Source organism: Frankia sp. Cppng1_Ct_nod, assembly GCF_920656135.1.
Taxonomy (GTDB): Bacteria; Actinomycetota; Actinomycetes; order Frankiales; family Frankiaceae; genus Protofrankia; species Protofrankia meridionalis.
The window spans coordinates 63,352-79,718 of record NZ_CAKKTK010000007.1 but is presented as its reverse complement, the minus strand read 5'-3'; the positions used below and the strand labels follow the sequence as shown (position 1 = coordinate 79,718).

General features: G+C 67.6%; 11 protein-coding genes. 6 read left to right on the top strand and 5 right to left on the bottom strand.

What is annotated here, in order from left to right; genetic code table 11:
* Nucleotides 1-115 precede the first annotated feature (115 nt).
* A complete protein-coding gene (locus NBW77_RS03990; protein ID WP_131746378.1) occupies nucleotides 116-1,537 on the top strand; it encodes a hypothetical protein in 1,422 nt (473 codons plus the stop codon).
* Between the two features lie 73 nt (nucleotides 1,538-1,610).
* Here NBW77_RS03990 and NBW77_RS03985 read toward each other — a convergent pair whose 3' ends face one another.
* A complete protein-coding gene (locus NBW77_RS03985; protein WP_131746377.1) occupies nucleotides 1,611-2,588 on the bottom strand; it encodes a cation diffusion facilitator family transporter in 978 nt (325 codons plus the stop codon).
* Nucleotides 2,589-2,674: 86 nt separating this feature from the next.
* Nucleotides 2,675-4,288: an ABC-F family ATP-binding cassette domain-containing protein gene (locus tag NBW77_RS03980; protein WP_131746376.1), complete on the bottom strand. Its 1,614-nt coding sequence runs from the start codon at nucleotides 4,286-4,288 to the stop codon at nucleotides 2,675-2,677.
* A gap of 292 nt (nucleotides 4,289-4,580) precedes the next feature.
* On the opposite strand from NBW77_RS03980, the gene NBW77_RS03975 reads away from it, so the two are divergent.
* From NBW77_RS03975 to rfbB, 4 genes are all read left to right on the top strand, one after another.
* Nucleotides 4,581-6,182: a circularly permuted type 2 ATP-grasp protein gene (locus tag NBW77_RS03975; RefSeq protein WP_131746375.1), complete on the top strand. Its 1,602-nt coding sequence runs from the start codon at nucleotides 4,581-4,583 to the stop codon at nucleotides 6,180-6,182.
* A complete protein-coding gene (locus NBW77_RS03970; RefSeq protein ID WP_131746374.1) occupies nucleotides 6,176-7,120 on the top strand; it encodes an alpha-E domain-containing protein in 945 nt (314 codons plus the stop codon). The genes NBW77_RS03975 and NBW77_RS03970 overlap by 7 nt, the downstream gene beginning before the upstream one ends.
* Nucleotides 7,117-7,962, top strand: coding sequence for a transglutaminase family protein (locus NBW77_RS03965; protein WP_131746373.1), 846 nt, complete (start codon nucleotides 7,117-7,119; stop codon nucleotides 7,960-7,962). The genes NBW77_RS03970 and NBW77_RS03965 overlap by 4 nt, the downstream gene beginning before the upstream one ends.
* An 82-nt stretch (nucleotides 7,963-8,044) precedes the next feature.
* Nucleotides 8,045-9,046 (top strand): dTDP-glucose 4,6-dehydratase, encoded by a 1,002-nt coding sequence (gene rfbB, locus NBW77_RS03960; RefSeq protein ID WP_250279292.1) that lies wholly within the window; start codon nucleotides 8,045-8,047, stop codon nucleotides 9,044-9,046.
* Between the two features lie 124 nt (nucleotides 9,047-9,170).
* On the opposite strand, the gene NBW77_RS03955 is transcribed toward rfbB, so the two are convergent.
* Nucleotides 9,171-11,387: a family 2 encapsulin nanocompartment cargo protein terpene cyclase gene (locus tag NBW77_RS03955; RefSeq protein WP_131746372.1), complete on the bottom strand. Its 2,217-nt coding sequence runs from the start codon at nucleotides 11,385-11,387 to the stop codon at nucleotides 9,171-9,173.
* Nucleotides 11,388-12,527: 1,140 nt separating this feature from the next.
* On the opposite strand from NBW77_RS03955, the gene NBW77_RS03950 reads away from it, so the two are divergent.
* Nucleotides 12,528-13,943: a family 2B encapsulin nanocompartment shell protein gene (locus NBW77_RS03950; protein ID WP_250279291.1), complete on the top strand. Its 1,416-nt coding sequence runs from the start codon at nucleotides 12,528-12,530 to the stop codon at nucleotides 13,941-13,943.
* A gap of 402 nt (nucleotides 13,944-14,345) precedes the next feature.
* Here the strand turns inward: NBW77_RS03950 and NBW77_RS22685 are convergent, their stop codons facing one another.
* Together NBW77_RS22685 and NBW77_RS03940 are read right to left on the bottom strand one after the other, a co-directional pair.
* The gene (locus tag NBW77_RS22685) at nucleotides 14,346-14,882 is read right to left on the bottom strand and encodes a substrate-binding domain-containing protein (protein ID WP_242605769.1); all 537 of its coding nucleotides are present in this window, start codon (nucleotides 14,880-14,882) and stop codon (nucleotides 14,346-14,348) included.
* Nucleotides 14,863-15,657 (bottom strand): DedA family protein, encoded by a 795-nt coding sequence (locus NBW77_RS03940; RefSeq protein WP_131746370.1) that lies wholly within the window; start codon nucleotides 15,655-15,657, stop codon nucleotides 14,863-14,865. The genes NBW77_RS22685 and NBW77_RS03940 overlap by 20 nt, the downstream gene beginning before the upstream one ends.
* Nucleotides 15,658-16,367: the final 710 nt, after the last annotated feature.

Here is a 16,367-nt window from a genome sequence, read left to right as displayed (position 1 = left end):
GCGCGTCGCGACGAACATCGTCGAATCCGCGCCGGTGAACATCGTGCACCACCTGTTCGCGGCGCTGCCGCCGTGGCTACGGTGCACATGTGGTCATCGCGCCGGACAAGCAGCCGTGAAGGCGGCTGTGAAGGCGGCCGATGTCCGGCTTGCCGCCCGGATGGCGGGTACTCGGATGGCGGGTACCCGCGGACGTATGCCCCGGCTGTCCTCCCGCAGCCTCGACCCCACCCGGTTCGTGGAAATCACGATGTGGATCGGGGCGGTAATTTCCTGCCTGGGTCTGACCGCGCTGCTGCGCACTGGCGGCCGCGGCCTGGAACCGCTGCCGGAGATGTTCTCCGGTGTACCGTTCACCGCGGCCCGACGTCCGCATTTCTCACCGGTGTCCCTCCTCGCCCCGGCAGTCGCCGCCGTGGTCGTCGTCGGCGCATGGCGCGGTGTCCATAGCCGGATGCGGTGGGGCCGGCTCCTCCTCGCGGGTTACGTCGCGTCGTTGGGATGGACGGTGGCCCTGGCGGCAGCCGGCCGGACGGGCCTCAGCGGCCCGCTCAGCGGCCCGGACGGCTACCTGGCGGAGCTGGGGACCGTGGACCACGATCCGCTGGGCTTCCTGCGGACGTTCACCGGCCACGCGTCCGCCTACGGCTCCGACACCCGCTCCCACCCCCCTGGACCGGCGTTGCTGCTGTGGACACTGACCCGGCTAGGGATCACCGCACCCGGCACGCTGGGCCTCGTCCTGACGGCGCTGGGGGCCGCCGCGCTCCCCCTCGCCGCGATCGCGGTCCGGTCGTTGTGCCACGAGACCGCTGCCCGCCGGCTGGTCCCGATACTGGCGCTCGCGCCCTGGGCGGTGTGGATGGTGGCGTCGGTGGACGGCGTGGCCGCGACGCTGGCCGCCGCTTTCGTCACCTTCGGGGTCATCGGCTCCGAACCGGGACGACGGCTGGGGTGGTCCGCGGCATCCGGCCTGCTGCTCGGCATGGCCACGCTGTTCAACTACGGGGTGCCCTGGCTTGGCATCGCGGTCGTCGCAACGTACTTCGTCCGCCGACGACCACTGCTCAACATGATCACAGGGGCGTGTTTCCTGGTGCCGCTCTCACTCGCCGCGTTCTGCGGCTACTCCTGGCCGGACGGGTTCGCCGTGGCAGGTACCCGGGCCGCCGGCTCCACCACGGCCGGCCGGGGATGGATGACGCTCGTTCCGGTCGGCCTGGCGGTCGTCCTGGTCGCCTGCGGGCCGCTGGTCGTGCGCGCGGCGCGGCGCGTTCGGCTCACGCCGGGCTGGCCCCTTCTGCTCGGCGCGGTCGCCGCGATCGGATTCGGGATGCTGACCGGCCTTGCTCCGGGGGAGGCGGCACGGGCCTGGCTGCCGTTCTACTGCTGGCTGCTGGTACCGGCGCTGGCGCCCGACCCTCGCCCGGACGGTCCGGGCGACACCGCTCGGGCGGGAACCCTGCCGCTGGGCCTGACCGGCGTCGGAGCTCTCACCGCGATCGTCGCCCGCGCCTGCCTGCCCGGATCACCCTGACCCGCTCGCCGGTGGGGCCGGTCAGTGAGACCGGTCAGTGGGACCGGTCGGTGAGACCGGTCGGTGAGACCGGTCAGTGGGGCCCGCCCGTGCCGGCGACCCGCGGGGACTCGGGCCGGCCGGCGATCGGCTGCTGCTCGCGCTGGTGTGGAATGTCGGGCTCAAGGTAGATCCGGCACGCGATCGGCACGGCGGCCCGCAGCCGCGCCTCGGCGTCGTCGATCGCACGGGCGACAGCGGGCACGGTCAGCTCGACGTCCAGTCCGATCTTGGCGGCCACGAGCAGCTCGTCGGGTCCCAGATGCAGCGTGCGCACGTGGATGACCTGGGTGATGTGCGGCGACCCCACGAGGACGCCGCGGATGGTAGCGACCATCGCCGGGGTAGCGGCCTCCCCGACCAGCATCGCCTGGGTCTCGACCGCCACGATGACCGCGACCACGAGCAGCAGGATGCCGATCGCGAGGGTACCCGCGCCGTCCCAGACCGGATCGTCGGTGACGACGGTGAGACCGACCCCGCCGAGGGCCAGCGCGAGACCGACCAGCGCGGCCAGGTCCTCCAGGAGCACCACGGGCAGTTCAGGGGCGCGCGCACCCCGGACGAACCCCCACCACGAGGCGTCGCCCTTGAGGTGACGGGCTTCGCGGATGGCGGTGCGGAAGGAGAATCCCTCCAGGCCGATCGCCACGAGCAGGACGACGACCGCCACCGCCGCGCTGTCGAGCTGGTGGGGGTGGCGCAGTTTCGCCACGCCCTCGTGGACCGAGAACAGCCCACCCACGCTGAACAGCACGATCCCGACGAGGAAACCGGCAATGTAACGGGACCGGCCGTAGCCGAAGGGGTGCTCCTCGTCGGCCGGCCGGGTGGCGCGCCGTTTGCCGAGCAGAAGCAGGGCCTGGTTTCCGGAGTCGGCGACCGAGTGGATGGACTCGGCCAGCATCGACGACGACCGGGTGATGAGGAACGCGACGAACTTCGCCACCGCGATCCCCAGATTGGCCGTCAGCGCGGCCAGAACCGCCTTTGTGCCGCCTTCCGTGCTCACGCGACCATCCTGATGCAGCACTCCTCGACAGTTGGCGCCGGGTGAACCGGCCGCCGGGTGAACCGGTTCGGTGTGGCCGGATCCGGTCAGGCGAGCGTGATCAGCTCGAGAAGCTCCGCGGACCAGGAGTCCTCGACGCCGTCCGGGAGCATGAGCACCTTGTCGGGCGCCAACGCCTCGACCGCGCCCGGGTCGTGGGTGACCAGCACGACCGCCCCCCGGAACGTGGCGAGGGCGGCCAGTACCTCGTCCCGGGACGCCGGGTCGAGGTTGTTGGTCGGCTCGTCCAACAGCAGCACGTTCGCGGCGCTGCACACCAGCCCGGCCAGCGCCAGCCTGGTCTTCTCCCCGCCCGACAGCGTGCCGGCCGGTTGGGAGACGGTGTCCCCGCTGAACAGGAAGGCGCCGAGGATGCGCCGCAGCTCCACGTCGGAGGTACCGGGCGCGGCGGCACGCATGTTGTCCAGCACCGACCGGTTGGTGTCGAGGGTCTCGTGCTCCTGCGCGTAGTAGCCGAGCCGCAGCCCGTGACCGGGGTGGACCTCGCCGGTGTCCGGGACCTCGACACCGGCGAGCATCCGCAGCAGCGTCGTCTTACCGGCACCGTTGAGGCCGAGCACGACGACCCGCGCACCGCGGTCGATCGCCAGGTCCACCCCGGCGAAGACCTCCAGCGACCCGTAGGACTTGGACAGCCCGGTTGCGGTCAGCGGGGTGCGTCCGCACGGGGCCGGGTCGGGGAAACGCAGCTTGGCGACCCGGTCGGCGACCCGTACCGCGGCGAGCCCGGCGGCGAGCCGCTCGGCGCGACGGTCCATCTGGTGGGCGGCGCGGGCCTTGGTCGCCTTGGCCCGCATCTTGTCGGCCTGGACCTTCAGCGCGTCGATCTTCTTTTCGGCGTTGGCCCGCTCGCGGCGGCGGCGACGCTCGTCGAGCTCCCGCTGCGACAGGTAGGTCTTCCAGTTGACGTTGTAGACGTCGAGGGCGGCGCGGGTGGCGTCGAGGTAGAAGACCTTGTTGACGCAGCGGTCCAACAGGTCGACGTCGTGGCTGACGACGACCAGCCCGCTGTCATGGGAGCGCAGGAACTCGCGCAACCAGACGATCGAGTCGGCGTCGAGATGGTTGGTGGGTTCGTCGAGCAGCAGGGTGGCCTCGTTGTCACCGGCCCCGGCGAACAGGATGCGAGCCAGTTCCACCCGGCGCCGCTGGCCACCGGACAGCGTCCCGAGCTGCTGGCCGAGCACCCGGTCTGCGAGCCCCAGCGCGGAGCAGATCCGGGCCGCCTCGGCCTCGGCCGCATACCCGCCGAGGGTGCCGAAGCGCTCCTCGAGGCGACCGTAGCGGCGGATGGCCGTGTCCCGCGCGGCCTCGTCGACCAGCTCCGCCATCTCCAGCTGGAGCTTCTCCATCTCACGCAGCAACGCGTCGAGGCCACGGGCGGACAGCACCCGGTCACGAGCCGTGTCCGCGGGGTCGCCGGCCCGGGGATCCTGCGGTAGGTAGCCCAGCTCACCGCGAACGTCGATCTTGCCGGCGAACGGCAGGGTCTCGCGGGCGAGGGTCCTGAGCAGGGTCGTCTTGCCCGCGCCGTTGCGTCCGACCAGCCCGATCCGGTCACCCGGTTGGATGCGGAACGACACCGCCTCGATGAGTGTGCGGGCGCCGGCCCGCAACTCCAGATCGGACGCGATGATCATATGTGCACGTGGCCTTCCGGGAAGACGTCAGCAAACGCGGCAGCAGGACGGCACGGCCCGCGTCACGGCCTCTCACGAAGCCGTGAACGTCAACGCCGGGAACTTTCTAGGACGGCGGACCTCGACGCTGCGAACGTCACCACCGAGCCCATTGTCCCAGAGTACGGTTACGCACCCGGCACGGACCTCGGCCCTCCCCGGCCTCCGGCGGAAGCCGGAATGGTCACTTCCACACCTTGCGGGTCAGGAGAACCGTCATGTGGTGGTAACACGGGCAATCTAGGCTCAAGCCGTGGCGGACCTGTTCGAAGGGTATGCGGCGGAGGCCGAGGCCACGGCTGCGTGGGACGAGGTGTTCGAAGCCCCCGACACCCCTCGGGGGGTGTACTCCTCTCTCTACGACGCGTTGCAACCGCTCAGCAGCAGTGACCTCGCCGGCCGCAAGGCCGCGCTCGACCGGGCGTTCCGCGACGCCGGTATCACCTTCAACCTCTTCGGCGAGGAACGGCCGTTCCCCCTCGACCTGGTCCCGCGCCTGCTGGACAATCCGGAGTGGGAGATCATCGAACGGGGGATCACCCAGCGGATACGGACCCTGGAGGCGTTCCTCGCCGACGTCTACGGGCGTGCCGAAGTGCTGGAGGACGGCATCGTCCCCCGCCGGCTGGTGCTGTCGAGCGCGCACTTCCACCGCGCCGCACACGGCATCGACCCGCCGAACGGCGTCCGCGCGCACGTCAGCGGCATCGATCTGATCCGTGACGAGCAGGGCGGATTCCGGGTCCTCGAGGACAACGTGCGCGTCCCGTCCGGGGTCAGCTACGTGGTCGAGAACCGGCGCGCGATGACCCGGGTGTTCCCGGAACTGTTCGCCACCCACCGGGTGCGCCCGGTCGCGGACTACGCCGCCCACCTGCTGTACGCCCTGCGTGCCGCCGGGCCGCCGGACGTCGCAGACCCGACCGTGGTCGTGCTGACACCTGGCGTGTACAACTCGGCGTACTTCGAGCACGCCCTGCTCGCCCGCCAGATGGGCGTCGAACTCGTCGAAGGACGCGATCTCACCGTCCGCAACAACAACGTCACTATGCGCACGACCGAGGGTGACAAACCCGTCCACGTCGTCTACCGCCGGATCGATGACGACTGGCTGGACCCGCTGCACTTCCGTCCCGAGTCCGTGGTCGGCTGCGCCGGGCTGCTCAACGCGGCACGGGCCGGCCGGGTCACCATCGCCAACGCGGTGGGCAACGGCGTCGCCGACGACAAGCTGATGTACACCTACGTCCCCGACCTCATCCGGTACTACCTCGGCGAGGAACCCATCCTGGCCAACGTCGACACCTACCGCCTGGAAGAACCCGACCAGCGTGCCCACGTGCTCGAACGGCTCGACCAGCTCGTGCTCAAACCGGTGGACGGCTCCGGCGGCAAGGGCATCGTCATCGGCCCGCAGGCGTCCGCCGCCGAACTCGACGCCCTGCGAGCGAAGATCGAGGCCGATCCCCGCGGCTGGATCGCCCAGCGGGTCGTGCGGCTGTCGACCTCGCCGACCCTCGCCGATGACCGGCTCGGGCCGCGGCACGTGGACCTGCGCCCGTTCGCGGTCAACGACGGCACGAAGATATGGGTGCTGCCGGGAGGACTGACCCGGGTGGCGCTCCCCCGCGGCAGCCTCATCGTCAACTCCAGTCAGGGCGGCGGTTCCAAGGACACCTGGGTACTCGCGCCGGAGGCGTCCACCCGCGAGAGCGTCTCCATACGCAACCGGCCGGCGGGCATGTCGCCACCGGTCGCCGAGGGCCCTGACATCGGCCCGTCCGCATCGTCCGACCAGCAGCAACAACAGCAACAACAGCAACGGCGGCAGCTGGTGGTGGTGCGTCCGTGCTGAGCCGTGTCGCCGAGTCGCTGTTCTGGATCGGCCGCTATTCCGAACGCGCCGAACACACCGCACGCATCCTCGACGTCCACGTCCAGCGGGTGCTGGAGGACCCGTGGTTGGACGAGGCGTCCGCCGGTCGGGAACTACTGGCCGTGATGGGGCTGCCCGCACCCGACGGCGAGACGGACTCGCGAGGGGTCACCGAGCTGCTCGCGTTCGACCCGGACAACCCCTCCAGCATCACCGGCGCGATCTGCGCCGCCCGGGAGAACGCCCGCGGCGCCCGTGACGTCGTGTCCAGCGAGGTCTGGGAATGCCTGAACGCGACCTGGAACGACCTGTCGCACTCCGAACAGCTCGCCCGCCGGCTCGGCCCGCACGTCTTCTTCCGCACCATCCGGGAACGCACCGCGATGCTCGCCGGTCTCGTCGACGCGACACTCGCCCGCGACGACGGGTGGCGCTTCCTGGTGTTGGGCCGCAGCCTGGAACGCGTCGACATGACCGGCCGGCTGCTGTCGTCGAGCATCAGCGAGGATCCCGCCTCCCAGAGCTGGGTGAGCCTGCTGCGTTCCTGCGGAGCGCACGAGGCCTACCTGCGGACCTACCGGCGGGCGGTGGACGCCAGCCGTGTCGCCGAGTTCCTGCTGCTCGACCGGTTGTTCCCCCGGTCGGTGTACTGGTCGCTGTCCATGGCCGAACAGATCCTCGCCGAACTCGACGGCGCCCGTGGCCGGGCCCGGTTCACCCTCGACGACAAAGCACGGCGGATCGTCGGACGGACCCGCACGGAACTTGAGTTCCGCAGCGTGGACGAGCTCGTCGACGACATGCCCGACCTGCTGGTGTCCCTGCAGCGCACCTGTTCCACCGTCAGCGAGGCGGTCACCACCCGCTACTTCGCCCGGGACGCACCGCGGTCGTGGGCGACGGAGGTGCCGGCATGAGCTGGCAGGTCCGTGTCGAACACTCCACCGGTTACCGGTACGGGAACCCGGTGATCTCCTCCTACAACGAGGCCCGGATCGTCCCGCAGACCGCGTCCGGCCAGGTCACCCTCGAGGCGGACGTGCGCACCGAACCGGCCGCGACGACCTACCGCTACTGGGACTACTGGGGTACGCAGGTCACCGCGTTCGACATCCACGGCCCGCACCAGGAGCTGATCGTCACCGGCCGGTCGGTGGTCCAGACCGCGTCCGGCCGGGGCCGCCCGACCAACGTGCCGAGGTGGACGGCGCTTGCCGACGAGCCGGTCACGGACCGGTTCGTCGAGTTCATCCGCCCGAGCCACTCCGCCCCCGACCATCCCGAACTTGCGGACACCGCCCGCGAGCTCGCCGCACGCCACACCCCGGACGAGTTCGTGCCGGCCGTCGGCGACTGGGTGCGTGAACGCCTGACCTACCGCCACGGCACCACCGGCGTGCACACCTCCGCGGTGGACGCGTGGAAGCAGGGCGAGGGTGTCTGTCAGGACTTCGCGCACCTGGCGCTGGTCCTGATGCGGGCGGCGGGCCTGCCGGCCCGCTACGTGTCCGGCTACCTGCACCCGTCCGCCGACGCCGCGGTCGGCGAGACCGTCGTCGGCCAGAGCCACGCGTGGGTGGAGGGCTGGCTCGGTGACTGGTGGGGCTTCGACCCGACCAACGGCGTCGCCGTCGGGGAACAGCATGTGATCGTCGCCCGTGGACGTGACTACAACGACGTCCCGCCCCTGCTCGGCGTCTACTCCGGCGGTTCGTCCACCTCCTTGGGCGTCACCGTCGCGGTCACCCGGCTGGGCTGAGCCCCCCGCATGAGAGGCTGGCGCCCGGACGGCCCCCCGGGGGCCGCCGACCTCGACTTCTCTCAAGGGGGACGCGCACACAATGTCGACGCTGCTGGTGACCGGGGCCGCCGGGTTCATCGGGTCGAACTTCGTCCGCTACTGGCGTGAGCACCACGCGGGAGACCAGGTGGTCGCCCTGGACGCCCTGACCTACGCGGGCTGCCGCGAGAACCTCACCGACGTCCTGGAAACGATCACCTTCGTGCACGGCGACATCCGCGACCGCGAGCTGATCGAGTCGCTGCTGCGCGAGCACCAGGTCGATGTCGTGGTCAACTTCGCCGCCGAGTCGCACAACAGCCTGGCGATCATCCGTCCGGGTGACTTCTTCTCGACCAACGTCATCGGGACACAGACGCTGCTGGAGGCCGCCCGCACCGTCGGCGTGGCACGCTTTCACCAGATCTCGACCTGCGAGGTCTACGGCGACATGGACCTCGACGATCCGGGCGCGTTTACCGAGGACTCCCCCTACCTGCCCCGGACGCCGTACAACGCGGCCAAGGCCGGCGGTGACCACGCGGTGCGCGCCTACGGCCTCACCTACGACCTGCCGGTGACCATCACGAACTGTTCGAACAACTACGGGCCGTACCAGTTCCCGGAGAAGGTCATCCCACTGTTCGTGACCCGGGCACTACAGGGCGAGAACCTGCCGCTGTATGCGTCGGTGCGCAACCGCCGGGAGTGGCTGCACGTCGCCGACCACTGCCGCGCCATCGACGCGGTACTCGAGCGCGGACGGGTCGGCGAGACCTACCACGTGGGCAGCGGGGTCGAGGCCGACATCGAGACCATCGCCGACACCATCCTCGCCGAGCTGGGCCTGCCGGGGTCGCTGAAGACAATCGTGCCGGACCGCCCGTCCCACGACCGGCGCTACCTGCTCGACTCGTCCAAGCTGCGCGACGAGCTCGGCTGGGCACCCGAGATCGGTTTCGCCGACGGGATGAAGGCCACCGTCGCCTGGTACCGCGAGAACGAGTCCTGGTGGCGCCCACTCATCGGCCGCTCCCCCGTGTCGGAGACCGCCTGGCGCTGACGGACCCTCAGGTCCCGCCTTCGGCCTGTGCTGTTCTCCGGCCGTGTTCTTCTCCGGCTGTGCGGATTGCGGCATCTCCGCACAGCCGGAGCGCTTCCAGGCGGTCACCTGCGCGTTCGGCGCTCTATGACACCGCAATACCGTGGAGCTGTCCGATGCGGGCCGCCGATGTACCCAGCCCCGTGGGGCCACCGAATGGCGGTACCCCGGCTGCCGGATGGTACAGCAGCTCGGATTCCTCGTATCGATGGGTTCCCTGATGCCATACGAGGATTCCGGCCAGCCAGTTCTGGAGTTCCTCGGCGTATCCAATCAGCGTACTACGCGCATCGGTGTCCAGGTTGAAACCGTCGAATAGAGCGGGCAGTTCGGTGGAGACGACATGTTCGAACTGGCGCATTCGGGAGGTCATCAGATCGTTGACGATGCCGACGGCATTTTTCAGATCGCAGTCGAGGAAGTTCTGGACGACGAGAACGCAGTTGTGAATCTCCCCCTCGAACTGGATCTCCTTCTGGTAGGAGAAAATGTCGTTGAGCAGACAGGCGTAATCCGCAGCCGAGTTCTCCAGTGCTCTGATCGGCCGGGTCCGGTAGATCTCGGGTGGCACCGCCTGCCCGTGAGCCAGCCGGGACAAGCTCATGGTGAGATCCGAACCGAAGGTTTTTCGGCGCATCTCGATGTAGTCGATCGGGTCGGGAATACGGTTCTGCATCTGGTTGGCGAGTTCCCACAACCAGCTATCGATCATGTCCTCGACCGCATGGCGGAAGGTGCGGCGCGCGCTTACGGTCATGGGTTCCGCGGTCCGGGCCCACAGGTCGGCAAGGCCGAGTTCCAGCGCATTTACGGGGACCGGAACAACGGTGGACTCCACCGGCATGAATTCCGACAGTCGTTTGTTGGATGCCGTCGCTCCCCCGATGTCACGGGTGCGACCGAAGATCACCGGATAATAGTCGTCCCCGTAGGTTCCCCAGGTCAGCCAGCCCGTCGTCAGGTTCAACTGATCCGGGGTCGCGTCCGGGTGGATCCCGGCCGAACACAGAGCGAAGTCGAACGCCTTGAGTTTGTGCTCGTCCCAGATTCCGGGCACCGGGTCCAGCATCCCCATCCGACGTGCCCACTCCACGATGTGGCGACGCGAAACGTGCAGGTGCGGGCTCTGCCCGGTGGAAAACGGCATGTAGAAATCAGGATGTCGTACCGGCCCGATGACCTGGTACGGAACGTGCGTGAAACTCCTCAGCCTCTGCGGTGCCGTCGAGACGAGCGAGGACACGACGCGCGCCGCCGAGGTACCCAGGCCCGTCGGACCGCCCAGAACGCCGCTCGCGTCCTGGAAACCGCCATTCATGTAGCGGCTCGACCGCAGGTGCCATTCGTGACCACCCGACTGCCAGTCCTGTAGTCCTTTCACATAGGCCAGGACCTCCGCTCTGGTCTTCGGGTCGATGCCGTGTTCCTCGAGGATCGGAGGTAACTCGGTGAAGGTGGTGTGCTCGAACTGATGCAGCCGGGATGTGAGCAGATCGTTGACGGCATCGGCGGCGTCCTGGGTTCCGCAGCCGAGGAATCGTTCGAATACCAGCACGCTGTTGCTGAGTTCGCCCTCGTCCTCGACCTCGCGTTGGTAGGAGAACAGGTCGTTGCGCAGATGCACTCCGTCGGAGAAAGTGTCCCTGAGTACCTGCATCGGCCGGGTCGCGGCGATCTCGGCGGGTACTTCAGCATCCACAGCGTGTTCGACGAGGTTCGCCGACCAGGGGGCTCCGCCGACCTTACGCCGCATCTCGATGTATTCAACGGGGTTGGCAACCCGCCTCTCATTGATGTTGGAAAGTTCCCACAGGGATTCGTCCAGGAGGTTCCTGGTACTGTCCGTGAACCGGTGTCGCCAGTCCGCGGACCTCGCCGGGACGGTGCGGGTCCACAGGTCGGCAAGGCCGCGTTCCACCGGATTGATCGGCGTCTCGATGATCGCACCTTCCACCGGCATGAACACCCGCAGCCGATCAAGGTAATCCCTGGCGCCAGCCATGTCACGGGTACGCTTGAAGAACTCCAGGAAGTGGTCGTCGAAGTAGAACACCCAGACGTACCAGGCGGTTACCAGGTCAAGCTCCGGACCCATCGCGTCCGGATGGGTATAGGCACAGAGCAGCGCATAGTCGTGGGAGTCGAAGTCGCGCTCACACCAGATTACGGCGCCGTTCTGCGGCGCGTCGATCATTTCCATCTCGTAAGCCCAGGCTTTACTGTGCTCGCGGGCCCGTTCCAGGTTCGGATTCAGCCGTGCCGGGTAGGGCATGTAGAATTCCGGGAGCTCGAATGGCTGCATGACCGGCACCTAGCCTTCCTCTGTCGCGGACCGGCGGTCCCGACTTGTCGAAGTTTTTCGGAAGCCATTGTCCATGAATTGTCGATCGAATCTACCGTGACGCCGTCACCAAAGGTGGTTCTCCTGGTTCTCAGGGGTTGTTGAAGCCCCGGGAAAATGTGAGAAGTTTACCTCCAGCACCGCTGTCACCATGGTCGAGCTGGTCGAGGAAACATGCCCGGCCCGGTTCGACCGGACATACGGATAGAAGACAGACAGATATGGAGGATGCGGGAGGGCGGACCCCGAGATCAGCTTCCGCAACCTTCACCGGGCTTGCTCTGGCCACCAGATCACTCACCCGAAACGGGATTCACCATATCTCGCCTGCGCCCGATATGACAGAGCCCGCATCCGGCCGCCCGGCCCAGGGAGCGCCTCCACACGACACGCGACAACGATGATCATTTCGAGTAGGCCGAGATAATTTATATCCCTTGGATGCCGCCGTCAAGAGTTCATCCAGAACAAAAACCGCCCGCAACGGACTTGACGCGCACAGGCATGACTGTGCGACGATAGGAGGCGCATCGAGACGGGGGTACGAATGCACCAGATTGGCTGGCGCCCACCTGCGCCGACAGTTCTCCGAGTCCAGCCCGGACTTACCTCGAAGGTTCTTGCTCCGGGTCTGCGACACGCGAAAATGGTTCCTACAGCCACCTTTTAATATCCGGCAACATCCCGCCGTGTCCCGTCCGCGCCGAAAGATTCACGGTAGTGTGACGTGGAAATCGGGCCGCGTGGACGCGAACATCTTTGCCGTTCCGTCAGAACCTCGGATCACGCTCCACGAACAATCATGATCGAGTAGGTTCAGTTCAGCTTCCTCGCCGCAGCTATTCGCACCCCCGGCCATCGGGGTGCGATCACGCCCAAGCCGCATCCCGACCTCCGGCTCTCTCCTGACCGGTACTGCACTCGCCTGTCTGCGACGCCGGGACAGGGCACTTTCCCGTACGCCCGCATATTGGCGTCCGTCCGTCCGGCCCTCCGGATTTCCGGCAGCATTCGTTCAGCCCTCCGCTCCCGGAAATTACCCGATCAATGACCCGATGCCTGGTGTCGGGTCAGCCTATGACCGGAAAGAAGAGGTAGATCATGACCGAACTGGTGGATTCAGAACCTGGCTCCGCGGGCGGCCAGCCTCCGCTGAGCCTGGGCACGGCAGCCGCACGTAATCTCTCCACGATCACGAAGTCCGTCCCGCAGATGCAGGAGATCTCCTCGCGCTGGCTACTGCGGGTGCTCCCCTGGGTTCAGGTGGCCGGCGGTGTGTACCGGGTGAACCGACGGTTGAGCTACACCGTGGGCGACGGCCGGGTCACCTTCACCAACGTCGGTGCCGAGGTGCGCGTCATCCCGCGGGAACTCGGCGAACTGCCGGCGCTGCGCGGGTTCGATGATGTCGAGATACTCGACGCGCTGGCTGACCGGTTCGTCCAGCGGGAGTACGCATCCGGGGACGTGCTCGTGCAGACCGGCCAGCCGGCCGACACCGTCCATCTCATCGCGCACGGCAAGGTAAACAAGATCGGCAACGGCGCGTACGGGGCAGAAGCCGCTCTGGGGACTCTCTCCGACGGCGACTACTTCGGTGAGCAGATCCTGACCGACCCACCCGGCGACTGGGAGTTCACCGTCCGAGCGATCACCGGATGTACGGTGCTGACGCTCCCCCGGGCCGCGTTCGAGGAGCTCCGCAACCGCTCCGAAGCCCTGCGCAGCCAGCTCGAACAACACCAGAACCAGCCGGAACCACCCCGCAACAAGTACGGCGAAGCCGCCATCACGCTCGCCGCCGGGCACACCGGCGAGCCGGACCTGCCCGGCACCTACGTCGAGTACGACCTCACGCCACGGGAATACGAGCTCAGCGTCGCCCAGACCATCCTCAGGGTGCACACCCGGGTGGCCGATCTCTACAACGAGCCGATGAACCAGACCGAACAGCAGCTGCGGCTCACCATCGAGGCACTGCGCGAGCGGCAGGAAAACGAGCTGGTCAACAACCGGGAGTTCGGCCTGCTGCACAATGCCGATCTCAAACACCGGGTGCAGACCAGGACCGGGCCGCCCACCCCCGACGACCTTGACGAGATGCTCTCCCGGCAGCGCGGCACACGCTTCATCCTGGCACACCCACGGGCCATCGCCGCTTTCGGCCGGGAATGCACCCATCGGGGCATCTACCCGCAGAGCATCGATATCACCGGCAACATGGTGCCGGCCTGGCGCGGGGTGCCCATCCTGCCCTGCAACAAGATCCCGGTCACCGCGGCCCGCACCAGTTCAATCATCGTGATACGTACCGGCGAGGAGGACCAGGGTGTCGTCGGCCTGCACCAGACCGGAATACCGGATGAGTACTCTCCCGGCCTGTCCGTCCGTTTCATGGGTATTGATGAGAAGGCCATCATCTCGTATCTGGTGAGCGCCTACTATTCGGCGGCGGTCCTCGTGCCCGACGCCCTCGGCATTCTGGAGAACGTCGAGGTCGGACGCTTTCATGACTGACGTCACCGAGCCCGACCCGAATGTGAACGATCCCGTTCCGGGAGCCGTCAGCCACCCAGGGAATTGACGTCAGGCGTAGCGACAGATAGATGATTTCCTATTTCACGGATGTCGGATAAATACTGGCGACAACGGCATCGCAGATATGAAGGCGCCCTCCAGCCCGGGAAAACCGAAGTTTCCGACACTTCGGCTCATCGGGTTGAGAGGGCATCTTCAAATTGGTGCGCGGTTCAGAGGAAGACGAGTGGACGGAGTATCCCTCATTGTTTCGATCCCTCCAGGGATGATCGCGGATGCGAGTGTGAACCCGCAGGTCACTGGGTGTTTGCGGGGCCGATCCGGGGCTCGTTCTGCAGCGGTCCGGCGGTAGTGCAACGTCGCAGGTCAGAGCCATGATCCTCATTCATGAGGATCGGGTCCCGGCGGCCCATCTCGAGTCTGGGCCACCCGATGTCCACAGGTGCGGAGAGCGGGTCCGACAGACTCGGATGCTGTCGCAGTTCCCCATGCGTTCCGGTCGGCGATGTCCGCCGGGACGAGCGTCGGTGTCTGGCGACCGACGGCCGCCGCGAACGCGAAAACCGTGGCATTGAGACCCGCGGTGGACACCGTCGGGTTGGTCTTACCCAGGCGAAACGGACCCCACTCCGGATGCCCGTACCTGCCCCAGCCCTGCGGATCGTCGGCAAGGCCACGCAGGTCGGACCAGCCGACAGACCTCTTCAGCCAGCCGAGCGCGCGGGCCATCGGCTCCGGCATCGCGATGACAAGCGGGGTCTTGGCCATGCTCGGCCCCTCGTCCGGGACGAGGTCGGGCACGGCCTGATGTGCGAGCGAGACCCAACCGGACGAGGCCGGTGACCATACATCCGGCGGCGGGGCGTCAGAAACACGGGCGTCAGAAACACGCGGTCGGTTATTCGTCCACCGTCGGATGACAGGCGAGCACGGGTCCGTCGACGCCGGCCGACTCGTCGGGGCAACGGTCGGCGGCTTCCGGTCCGAGATGCCGCGACGCGCACCACCGCCACCTTGGGCGGGCGGTCGTCGACCGGCCGGAACCCTGCCAGCGCCGCAGGCCCACCCAGACGATCAGTGCGACGAGTAGCACCACGAGACTCAGCACGGTGTCGCGGGAGATCGCGGTGGCGACCCCCACAGCCTGGTCACCGAGCGCGTAGCCAAGACCGACGACGACGACGGTCCGCAGGAACGTGCCGAGGATGTCACCGATCAGGAACCACGGCAGCGACATTCCGTACCATCCCGCAGCGGCGTAGATCAGCTGGTTCGGGATCGGTAACCACGGTGCGAGCACAAGGACGCCGAACCCCCACCGCCCCACCAGCCCGTCGACGCGGCCGGCGAACTGCGCGCTCCTCGGCCGCCCGCGGGTGAGCAGGTCGACGGCCGACCGGCCGTAGCGGCGGCCCGCCCACCAGCCGAACACGTCCAGGGGCACCCAGCCGACGGTGGGCGCGGCCAGGGCCGTGACCAGGGCGGCGTGGCCCGCCCGCGCGAACGCTCCCGCGGCGACCATGGCCGGCGATGTCGCGCTCAGCAGTTCGAGCAGCACGGGATGAGTACCGATGAGCTGCGGGATCAACAGGACGCTGACCGATCCCCAGATCGTCTGGACGGCCAGGCCGCCGACGCACACGACGTCCGCCGGCCGTATCCGCCGCCGCTGCCCGGTGGGTTCCGGCACCATGGCAGTCACCGCGCTTCCCGCGCTTCCCGCGCTTCCCGCGCTTCCCGCGCTTCCCGCGCTTCCCGCCCGTTGGCTGCGAGAGGAACCACGAGGTCGTCCACCTCACCATCCTCAGCCCGACCAGGTAGGACACGCGCGGGAATCCGCGAATCCACGCGGGTCGACCCCACACGAAAGATCGCATCCGAGGCGGATGTGATCGCCGACCTCCGGATGCCGGTCAGAGCTCAGTGGAACACCCACGACCTATTGCTACCCGGCAGGAATCCTTACACACACCGCCATAAGTAAGTCATACTATGACGTTTGCTTTACAGCGAACATACCATCCGGACCCGGGAGGAGTCGCACCATGACAGCTGTGGCGGTAGCGCCGCATCAGGCAACGTCTGCCCTGCTACACCACGTCCAGCCGGCCTCTGGCTTCATCGCCTCCCCATCCATCGCTTCGCGATGCACGGGGTACCCCGGCTCCGTCGGCCCAGGTAGAACACCGCAGCCTGGGCCTCCTCCGCCTCGCCATGCATCCACCCGGACACGGCTCGCGACGGCCAACGTTGCCCGACCCGGCACTAGATGATCTCGACGACTTTGCTGTTCGATACGCAATAGCTGCTGTTTTGCGTACGTGGCAACAAACTTGCAGCAATCTTGATCGATGGTTATCCACAGACACAGCTCAGGTATGGCGCCGTTTCGGCCAGACCAAG